This is a genomic window from Actinopolymorpha sp. B17G11, assembly GCF_040196095.1.
Taxonomy (GTDB): domain Bacteria; phylum Actinomycetota; class Actinomycetes; order Propionibacteriales; family Actinopolymorphaceae; genus Thermasporomyces.
Map to the genome: position 1 here is coordinate 1 of NZ_JBEFTW010000073.1, position 11,266 is coordinate 11,266.

3 protein-coding genes are annotated in these 11,266 nt (G+C 67.2%); all 3 read left to right on the forward strand.

Features of this window, described 5'->3' with window-relative positions; translation table 11 throughout:
* Positions 1-1,118: 1,118 nt before the first annotated feature.
* The 3 genes from ABN028_RS34485 to ABN028_RS35700 all read left to right on the forward strand — a co-directional run bounded on the left by ABN028_RS34485 (position 1,119) and on the right by ABN028_RS35700 (position 11,154).
* A complete protein-coding gene (locus ABN028_RS34485) occupies positions 1,119-7,466 on the forward strand; it encodes a neuraminidase-like domain-containing protein (RefSeq protein ID WP_349699553.1) in 6,348 nt (2,115 codons plus the stop codon).
* A 1,882-nt stretch (positions 7,467-9,348) separates the two neighbouring features.
* Complete coding sequence (locus ABN028_RS34490; RefSeq protein ID WP_349699554.1) at positions 9,349-10,755, forward strand: Tc toxin subunit A-related protein; 1,407 nt, start codon at positions 9,349-9,351, stop codon at positions 10,753-10,755.
* A gap of 111 nt (positions 10,756-10,866) precedes the next feature.
* The gene (locus ABN028_RS35700) at positions 10,867-11,154 is read left to right on the forward strand and encodes a SpvB/TcaC N-terminal domain-containing protein (RefSeq protein ID WP_502879256.1); all 288 of its coding nucleotides are present in this window, start codon (positions 10,867-10,869) and stop codon (positions 11,152-11,154) included.
* The last annotated feature ends 112 nt before the right edge of the window (positions 11,155-11,266 follow it).

An 11,266-nucleotide genomic window follows, 5' to 3' on the forward strand; every position in this document is an offset into this window, starting at 1 on the left:
GCACCCACGAACCAAGAACGTCCCGATCACCGTCATGCAACACCAACGCCGCAGCAGGAGGATGAGCCATACCAGCATCCTCCCAGGAACAACCGTCCAATCATTAACGCCACGCCGTACTAGGGGCAGTGTTTGTGGCTGGCATCGGCGGTGTTTTCAAGTGAGACTGACACCAGGCTCTGGTATCGGCCTGAGGAGTGCTTGAGTCCGTCGCTGGCAGCAAGCCTGCGTCCTTGTTGCAGGTTCTACCTGGGAACTTGGGCCAGGCCGAGCCTTCCCGAAGCCCTGTGGATGCGGCTTCGTCTATCTGCACCCGGCTGTGGACAGCTACGCCAGGCCCGCCAGGAGTGAACCCCCGTCTGTGACGAGAGCGCAGCCACGCCTCCTGGAACGCCAGCCCGCGAACTGGGCTCTGACCCAGCCAGCAGATGGCGTCCGACCGTACACCGCTGACGGACGCCCTGGTCAGGTCCCGCCGTTGGACATCTCTAACTTGACATCATCTTGAACATGGCTACCTTCAATGTTGAGTGGATCCTGTCAGCGGAGATGGTTCCGACGCCGCAAGAATGCTATGGCGGCCGCCCGGCTAGTACTGCAACGGCACTACTAGCCATCTGGTCAGGATTCCTGTTCAGACATGTGGCGGGTCGTTGGAGGATCCATTCTGTGGTCTTTGTCCAGACGTAGGGGTGTGGGATCGCTATCCCAGGTGGCGATCTTAGTTCAGCTGTCGGCTTCCATGGCTGGGACGATTCGGCGGACGCTGTATCTGATTGTTGGTGAGTTCGACAAGCCGACGCTCCGGCAGGCTGTCCCAGGACGCTACGGTGCGCATGAAGTGCGCAGATGGAATCTGGGATGAGCCAGCGAGCCGTTGTTGATTTCGGGTCCGCATCAAGGCGAGGAACTCAACTCGCCAGGGATAGGTCTGGTCTTGGACCGACCTACACCTCAGGTCGTACGCGGAGTAGCACATGAGGCTGTACGCGGACACCATTATCGCGCTGCATCATCGATTCGCCGTTCCGTCGAGTCCCCGCCGAAGGAAGGCAATATCAATACCTCGGTGAGTCGAACTCCTTGCTATTGGGATCCGGATGCGCTCTCATGTGGTCATGGCCACTGTCACCGGTGTGGTATTGGACTTCAACGGGGTCGCACGTTCGGGTCTGCGTGTGGTCGCGTTCGATCGGGATTTCGATGGTCTGACATTCCTCGCGTCATCCGTGTCCGGCGTCGACGGAAGGTACCTTCTCGAGTACAGCCCCGCGGGAGAGGACGATCGCAAACCCGTCGATCTCGAGCTTCAGGTCTTCGACGACCGCGCGGGCGACGCTCCCGTCGCCACGACGGCTACGCGCTTCGACGCGCCAGAGGAACTCGCGATCAATATCGGCGTTGACGCGTCCAAGCTCTCGCGCGTGCCCGAACTGAGCAGACTGTCCGAGGCCGTCCGGCCCGTGCTGCGGGATCGCGCTCTGAGCGACCTCGACGCCGAGGCGGTCGTCTATCTCGGGAAGCGGGTCGGGTGGGATCCCCGCCTGGTCGCTATGGCCGCTCAGGCCGACGCCGTCGAGCGCGAGACCGACCTTCCGGCCTCGGCGACCTATGCCATGCTGCGCGCAGGCCTTCCCTCCGAATCTGATCAGCTCGCGCGGGTCGCCGACGATGTCGTCGTCCGCGCCTTCGAGATCGCGCGGGCCGCTGGAGTCCTCGACCTCGATGACGCGACAATCGCGCGGGCGCTGAAGATCCACCGCAGGCGCGCCGAGAGACAGCTGGCGACGGTCCCCGCGCGGGGCGCGGAATCCAGTCTCGGCGACATGCTCGCGATCCGACTCGACGCCGAGCAGCAGCGACGCTTCATCCGGGCGTACCGCGCGCACCAGGGCAGTGAAGACGCCGATTCCCTATGGGAGGCGCTCCGGGAGGACGGGTTTGATGAGCGCGTGATCGACGACCTCAAGACGGACGCCACCCTGGGACGCATCACGGGGCAGAACGCACCCGTCGTGTGGCGGGTGCTGCAGCAGGGAGTCGAGCGCGCATCCGACCTCGCGACCCTCGGTTTCATCGATCCCGCCGCGTGGGACGAACTCGTCGGCGACGATGTTCCGGCAGCCATCGCGCGCGAGACCTATGTCGCAGCCCTCGCCGCTCAGGTGGAGCTGCGGTTCCCGACCCACGTCGCTGCTTCGCTCGCGACGCGAGACGAACTCGGCCTCGGCCAGGCGGGTGCAGAGGCCGCGGAGTTCCTCGCTGCATCGGCCGAGATCCACACGATCGGGCGTGAGCCGGTCAAACACTGGGAGGGCTTCGCCGACCTCGGGGACGAGGCTCGTGACGGCGTCCTGCGACTGGAGCGGATCTACCAGATCACGCCGTCTCACACCGCGACTCTCGCGCTGTCGAAGGCGGGGCTCGGCTCGGCCCGCGACGTCGTGGCGCTCACGCGCGAAGGCTTCATCGCGACCCACGGCGCAGACCTCGGCGGCGCTGAAGCGGCCGAGCGCGTCTACCGTCGGGCGGCCGATGTGCACGGTGCCGCGCTCAACATCGCCGTCGGCTATCTCGCCCACCGCACCACGCCGCCGATCTACGCGATCAGCGGCAAGACCCGGAGCAATGCAGTGGCACTGGGCGCCGGCGGCGGCCCGGGAATGACCTCGACCGAGCTCGGACCCACCGATGTGCCTGACGACACGCCAGCCGCGACGCTCGAGGCGCTCTTCGGATCGTTCGAGTACTGCGACTGCTCGCATTGTCGCTCGATCTTCTCTCCCGCCGCCTACTTCGTCGAGCTGCTCGAGCTGCTGGATGCCTCGGACAGCCCGCACACTGGCGCGAAGCCGATCTCTGTGCTGTTCGCGCGACGGCCGGATCTTCAGCATCTGCTGCTGAGCTGCGAGAACACGAACGTCGTGCTGCCCTATATCGACATCGTCAACGAGATCCTTGAGCACGCCGTGATCGAAGGCGACCTCGCGACCTATACCGGGTTCGACACACCGCCCGACGCGGTGAGCGCCGATCTGCTGGCCGACCCGCAATTCGTCGCGGCTGCCGCCTACACGACCACGGCAGGCGCGGTGTTCCCGTACGTGTTGCCCTTCGACCTTCCGCTCGCTACGCTCCGCCAGCTGCTTCAGGCCTGGGACACAACGCTGCCCGACGCGCTCGCCGTGATGGGCGACGTCGCGGGTTCGCGGCGCGAGCGGCTCGGGCTCAACTCGGGCGAGCTCGCCGCGCTCACCGACGTGCAGGACCACACGCTCGCGGAGCACGTGGGCGAGCCTGCGACATCCGATGTCCACGCGATCAATGCTGCCATCGGGTCGGCGCGTGCCTTCACGCGGCGTCTCGGCCTCGACTATGAGGAGCTCACCGCACTTCTTCGCACGCAGACGATCAATCCAGCGGTGACGGTGCTGCCCGCGTTCGAGTCGACGGGGCTCGGCTTCGACGACCTGCGCTCCTTCCTGAACGGCACGATGAGCGCCGCGGATATCACGGCTGCACTCCCCGCCGGATTCGATCCGACCCCTTTCGGCTGCGATGTGCCGGCGTGGCTCCTCGTCAACGGCCCGAGCCTTCTGCGTCTTGTCGTGCTGAGCGGTCCCGATGAAGCGGCGTTCGGGGATCTGCGCCTGCGCCACACCGACCCGGCGTTATCGAGCGGCGTCGACGAGCTCACGTGGCACCAGCTTCACCGGTTCGTGAGGCTTCGCACGCGACGGGATGCCGACATCGCCGAGCTCGACCGGCTGCTGACGACGCACTTCGGCGTGCCGCCGGGAAGGATCACCCTGGCGAATCTGGATGACGCGTGGACGCGCGCGCTTCGCGCGATCGCCGCGCTCGACGAGCTCATCGCGCGCGAAGACGTCTCGTCGCGGGCGAGGAAGGACTGGCTCGCGCTGTGGGCGGAACGCACGTCGGGAACGCCGCCGAAGGAAGATCCCGCCGCGATCCCCACCGACCTCCGGCGCGAGCGACTCGCACGCCTCCTCCGAGCGGGGACGGTCGACCTCGCGACGCTCATCGACCTCAGCGGCATCGATCCGTTCACCGACGACCTGGATATCGACGCGCCGTCGCTGCACCGATTTGTCGCACTCTGGCAGCTCTTCAAAGCTGCGCGGCTCAAGCAGGTCGACCTCGATTACCTGTTGCGCCACCACGACCAGACAGGAAGCCTCGCCCCGACCGAGGCGACGGCCCGTGCCGACGTGAAGGCGGTCCGGGATGCCCTCACCGCCGTCGACGCCGACCTCGCGGTCGCGGTCGCCGGGACAGACTCGGCGTCGGCTGTCGCGCGGGTCGCCCAGGTGTACGACCAGGAGACCGCCGACCGCTTCTTCGCGCTTCTCGGCGGCGCCGTGCGTTACGAGACGCCCTTCGTCTCGCCGGTGGACCTGCTGCCGTCGAAGCTGCTCGTCCCGGCGCCGGATCTCGCGATCGACTCCTTCGACAACACGCTCGTTCATACGGGGATCCTTTCGTCGTCTGCGGCGATGGCCGTGAAGACTGCGGCGGCCGGGCTCACGGTCGCCGACATCGACGACGCGGAGGCGGTTCCGGATGCCGCAGCTCTCGCGACATTCGTCACGGGACTGGGGACGGCGGTCGACGCACTCGCCGCGGATGGGCAAGCCGATCTCGACGCCCTGGCAGCCGACGCTCCCGAGCTCGCGGCCGCGCTGCCGGCGGCGGCCGAGCCGGCGGACCGGCCGGCGGTGGTCATCGGGGCGATCCTTCCCGTCCTGCGCGCCGTGCTGCGCGCCGCCGCGATTCGCGCGACGCTCGCACGCATCGCCCCCGCGACGCCCGAGGTGATCGACGCCCTCACGGGCGACGCCGCCGTGCTGCCGTCGAGCGCGGATGCGACGGCCCCCGTGCTCGACGATCTGCTCGCGCTCGACGAAGCCCTTCTCATCGACGCGGACGGTACGCACGAGCTGCTCCTCGATCCACCGGTGGGCCCGCCGCTGCAGCTGTGGGTGGTGGCGCCGCCGGGCGCCACCGTCGCGCTCGCGATCGGGCCGGAAGCGGACTCCGCGGACCCGCCGACGCAGGTGATCGCCGCGACGGCGGTGGGAGCCGCCGGCGAGGTCAAGGCGCCCGCCGCGATCGCATTGACCCCGGGGCGCCTCGTGCCGGCGAGCCTCACGGTGTCGGGACTGCCCGCGGACGGGACGGTCTGGCTCGCGTGGCGGACGCGGCAGTCGGCTCGAGAGGCCGTGCCTCGCGCCCGCGTCACGACGGTGGCCGCCTACGACAGGGCGCGCCCCGCGATGCTGCGGATCGCGAAGGCCGCGGCTCTCGCGAGACTCCTGAGTCTCACACCGGCCGAGATCGCAAGACTCGGTGGCGTCGATCCGAGCACGACGGGTGTGTTCGCGCAGCTCGCGACCGACACGGCGGTCGCGGCATCCGTTGTGCACGACCAGCTCGCCCGCGTGCGCGCTCTCGCGTGGTTCGCTGGAGTTCGGGCGGCGAACGAGCCCGACCCGGATGTGCTGGTGGGCCTCCTCGCCGACCCGGATCGCACGACGCCGCAGGGGACGCCCGCGCTCGCCGCGCTCTTCGGCTGGACCGCGGCCGACCTTTCGGCGGCTCTCAACGCGGGGGGACTGACGCAGGCTGATCTCGGCGAGCTAGCCGCACTCGAACGCGCGACCGCGCTGCTCGAGCTCGTCGCGACGACGCTGCAGCCAGGCGACGACCTGTTCGGATGGATCACGGCATCGCCCACCGCCGCGCTCGTCGCCTTGGTGCGCGAGACGCTACGCGCACGCCTGGATGTGTTCTCGTGGCGCGAGACGCTGTCGTCGGTCAACGCCGCTCTGCGCGAGCAGCGTCGCGACGCGCTCGTCGCCTATCTCCTGCACCACGACCCGCCGACGCCTGACGTGCAGACACCGGATCAGCTTTACGAGCACCTGCTCGTCGACGTCCAAATGGGCGAGTGCATGGAGACCTCGCGGATCCGGCTCGCGCTCTCGAGCGTTCAGCTGTTCATCACGCGATGCCTGCTCGACCTTGAGATCGGCGTGGAAGCGGCATCCGTCGATGCCGCTCAGTGGGCATGGATGCAGCGTTACCGCGTGTGGGAGGCCAATCGCAAGGTCTTCGTGTACCCGGAGAATTGGCTCGAGCCCGAACTGCGACCTGACAAGTCGCCGTTCTTCCGCGAGCTCGAGGGCGACCTGCTGAAGGCCGACATCACGGACGAGCTCGCCGAGGATGCGTACCTGTCGTATCTCAAGAAGCTCGACGACGTCGCGCGTCTCGAGATCGCAGGCGCCTGGCTCGACGCGAAGGCGCCGGGTGACCCCGGCGACGACGTGCTCTATGTCGTGGGTCACACGAACGGCGTCACGCGTCAGTACTATCTGCGGCGACGCGAGGGTACGTACTGGACGCCGTGGGAGAAGATCTCGCTCCCCATCTCGGGCGACATCGTCTTCCCCGTGGTGTGGAAGAAGCAGCTGTACGTGTTCTGGGTGCAGGCGCAGCCCAAGCCCGACTCCGCGAACGAGTCGGCCAGGGACACCACACCCAGCGACCTGGGCAATGCGGGCTGGGGCGAGAGCGCGACGGTCGGTGCGGAGATCAGCTTCGGCTGGGGCGAGTACTACCGCGGCAAGTGGACGTCGCCGAAGTCGTCCGAGCTCTCCAACCCCATCCGGCTCACGGGTCTCAGCGAGTTCGATGCCCGCAAGCTCGTGGTCAACCCCCGGACGCACAAGCCGGCCGGGGTCTCGGAGCGCCTGATCCTCGAGGTGATCTACACCGAGAACGAGCAGAACTTCCGCCTGACGCTGACGAGTAAGCACCGTCCTCCGACCGTCGAAGAAGTGGTCGGACCCGACTTCATGGACAACCCGCTCAACCACTTCAAGCCGATCAACATCACCGGGGGCTCGACGGACCGCTACGTCGACAACGCCTTCTGGCGACCGGACGCGCGAACACTCGAGACGGTCGTCGATCAGCCGCCCGCGTCCGACGTGCCTCTGCGCAGCCAGACGGTGTTCACGAAGGGTGGATCGACACTGCCGGGGTTCACGGTGCGCCCACTCATGCACCCTGTCGCTGACGGGTACGAAGTGCCGTTCTTCTACGGCGACGAGCACGCGACCTTCTGGGTGGATGTCGACGCCAAGGCGGTCCGCGAGACCCGCTACTACGTGGATCCGGGCGACTTGAGGTTCGAGGTCTCGATCCTGTGGGCCGAGAAAGTGCCGGACTGGGGTGGGCCGGTCATCGACATCGGGAACACGGTCCTTCCGGAAGTTAACCCGGTGTTTGACCCTGTTCCCTTCAAGGACCTCCAGCACTTCGCGATCGATCACGGACCGAAGCGCATCGCGCTGCGCACACCCGCGCAGCAGACGTTCTCGTACCGCGGAGTCGAAGTCGGCGCCGACGGCATCGTGGCATCCGTGCAGAGGGGATGAAATGAAGTACCAATACGAGGGCGGCTACCACCTGGCCGAGACGGTGGCAAAGCTCTCGAACGACCTCACGGTCGGCGCGATCGTCTTCGAGTTGCCCAACAAACGCACGGAGCGCTACACCGTGCGGACGCACTACCATCCCTACACCGACGAGCTGATTCAGGTGCTCACGACCGACGGGCTGCCGGCGATGCTCGCGCCCGCTTATCTCGAGGGCCTGCACGCCGACCTCGCCCCCGCGCGATACAGCCCGTCATCCTGGGTCTCCGGAGCATTCCCGGTCGAGGAGATTGACGTCTCGGACGACGGACCGTACGCGGTCTACAACTGGGAGCTGTTCTTCCACGCCCCGCTCGCCGTCGCCGTGCACTTGAGCAAGAACCAGCGATTCGCCGAGTCGCGCCGATGGTTCCACTTCATCTTCGATCCGACCGAGCAGGACACGTCGCTCCCGGTGCCGCAGCGATTCTGGAAGTTCCTGCGCTTCCGGCAGGAGACGACGCCCGAGTTCATCGTCGAACTTCTCGACAAGCTCGCGGCACCCGAGGACTCGCCCGTCAAGGAGCGGATGGAGCTGGCCATCACGGAGTGGCGGAACAAACCGTTCCAGCCCCACGTCGTCGCGCGTGGGCGCTACCTCGCGTATCAGCTGAACGTCGTGATGAAGTACCTGGACAACCTCATCGCGTGGGGCGACAGCCTCTTCCGGCAGGACACGATCGAGACGATCAACGAGGCGACGCAGCTCTACGTGCTCGCGGCCAACCTGCTCGGTCCGCGTCCCCAGCGAACTCCCGCGCGGGGAACGGTCAAGCCGAAGACCTACGCGCAGCTGAAAGCCGCCGGGATCGATGCGTTCGGCAACACGCTCGTCGAGATCGAGAACGAGTTCCCGTTCGACTCGGCTCTCGACCCCGGATCGGGCTCGGCCGAGGCCGAGTCGATGTTCGGCATCGGGCGCACGCTGTATTTCTGTGTGCCTCGCAACGAGAACCTTCTCGCCTATTGGGACACCGTTGCGGATCGCCTCTTCAAGATCCGCCATTGCATGAACATCGAGGGCGTGGTCCGCCAGCTCGCGCTGTTCGACCCGCCCATCGACCCCGGCGTGCTCGTCAAGGCCGCCGCGGCGGGCATCGACATCTCCGCGGTCGTCGCGGGGCTCAATCAGCCGGTCTCGACGGTGCGCGGTCCGATGCTTCTGCAGAAGGCGCTTGAGCTCGCGGCGGAGGTGAAATCGCTCGGCCAGGCGATGCTCGCGGCGATCGAGCGCGGGGAGGCCGAGCATATCGCACTGCTGCGCCACCAGCACGAGGGCGCGATCGCTGCGCTCACGCAGGATGTGCGATTCCTGCAATGGAAGGAGGCGGAGGCCGGGACCGAAGCGCTGCTCGTGGCCCGGGCGATCGCCTTCGAGCGATACTCGCACTACAAGCGCGTACTCGGCGCGAGCCAGAGCGACATCGATGCGCAGAAGGTCGTCGCACTCGTGCGCTCCGAACTGACGGAGGAGACCTTCGATTCGGCGTACGGTGCGCTCGTCGACGCCTACGTCAAGGCACTCCCGAGGGAGGCGTATCGCAAGGAGACGTCGGTTGGCGGCCTGATGGAGTTCGCCGGCGAGACCGTCACGGGCATCTTCGGTGGCAAGCTCGGAGAGACGCTGCCGCTCAACAAGAACGAGAACGCCGAGCTGAACATCTTCCTGCCGGCGGCCGACACCTTCGGCACGATCTCCACGATCGCGAAGGCCGCGAGTGCCGTGATGGCGTTCATCCCGCAGTTCGACGGCCACCTCACGCCTCTCGGCGTCGGCGTCGCGACGGGCTTTGGCGGCGTGCAGCTGTCGAAGGGAACGTCGTACATCTCGGACGGCGCCTCGATGGTGCAGGCCGCGTTCCGCGACAGCGCCGAGCGCGCGTCGAGGCTCGCGGGGTACTACCGGCGCGCCGAGGACTATGTGCACCAAGCGAACGTCGCGACCGCCGAGATCGAGGGCTACGGCCGCCAGATCCTCAGTTCGCTGCTGCGGGAGCAGATCGCCAAGCACGAGTACGACCTGCAGGCAACCCGCATCGAGCAGCACGCGGAGCTCACGACCTTCTTCGAGGAGCGGTTCGCGTCCGAGGAGCTGTACTCCTGGATGCACGGAGAGCTCTCGGCTCTGTTCCACAACGCGTACTCGTTCGCGGTCGACGTCGCGCGCAAGGCGGAGCAGACGCTCAAGCACGAGGCGATGCGGCCCGAGCTCGACTCTCAGCGGTTCGTCTCGTTCAATCACTGGGATGCCGGTCGCCGCGGCCTGCTGTCCGGAGAGCGGCTCAGTCTCGAGCTCAGGCGGCTCGAACTGGCCTACCTCGAGCAGAACCGGCGCGAGTACGAGATCACGAAGCACGTGTCGCTCACGCGACTCCACCCGCTCGCGCTGCTCCGGCTCAAGGCGACCGGGGCGTGCGAGTTCGAGGTGCCCGAGTGGTTCTTCGATCTGGACTCTCCCGGCCAGTACCTGCGGCGGATCCGATCGGTCGCGGTCACGATGCCCGCCGTCGTCGGACCCTTCTCGGGCATCCATGCCAAGCTCTCGCTTCTGCGCTCGCGGGTGCGGACGTCATCTCTACTCGGCGAGGGGTATCCCGCAACCGACGACGACCAGCGCTTCCGCGACTACGCCGGCGCCATCCAGTCGATCGTCACGAGCTCGGGCCAATCCGACGCCGGCGTGTTCGAGCTCAATCTCCGCGACGACCGTCGTCTGCCCTTCGAAGGAGCTGGCGCGATCAGCACGTGGCGGCTTGAACTGCCTGGCGGCATCCCCCAGTTCGACGTGTCTTCGCTGTCGGACATCATCCTCACGATCCGGTACACGGCTCGGGAAGCGGGTCACCTCGCCGCGCCCGCTACGGCCTCGCTGCGCGAGGATGTGCTCGAGCAGTCCGGGCTGCTGACCCACCTGCTCGAGCTGCCGACGACGTTCGCGTCCGCGTGGACGGCGTTCGGGGCCGCGGCGACCGATGCGATCCGATCGCTCGACATCCGGCTGGTCGCCGACCAATTCCCGTACTGGGCAGCCAATGCCGGACTCGGTGACGATCTCTCGGCGACTTTCGCGGTCGTCGACCTCGAGAAGCACAAGCTCGTCGTCGCACCGCAGGCGCTCGCACTCCCGATCGACGATGAGGGCGGCTGGCCGCTGCAGGTCGACCAGAACTCGGGCGCGCTCTTCGCGTTCCTCAAGAAGCACCGGGCTGCACCCGTGCAGCTGCTGCTCGGCTACACGGTGCCGGGATGACCGAGTTCGACCCGGAGCGGGCGCTCACACCACCGGGAGCGCGGGCGCCGTCGGCGGACCGCGAGCGCTCCGCCGAGGGCAAGCCGACCCCCGCCCGCTCGCGGGGGTCCGATGCCATCGTGGGTGCGCCGAATCCAACCCTGCCGAAGGGGGCGGCGCTATCCGGGTCAGCGGCGCGACCTTCACGACCAACACCGCGAACGGCTCCGGCACCATGACGGTCCCGACGCGACGACCCCCGGCCGCGGCGGCTTCGATCTCGAACTGTCGCTCTCGTACGACTCGGGGAACGGCAACGGGCCGTTCGGCTTCGGATGGGGGATGCCGGATGCCTCTTCCCACTGTGACGCGCAAGACGGACAAGCAACTGCCGCGCTCCCTCGACCCCTAGATCGTTGATCGGAAATTTTGATCAGGTCAGCGATCAGTGGTCGTAGGCGATTAGGGAGCGTTTTACGGGTGCGCCGATGATCCAGTTGTGCCAGATGGCGGTGTTGAGCGCGAGTAGGCG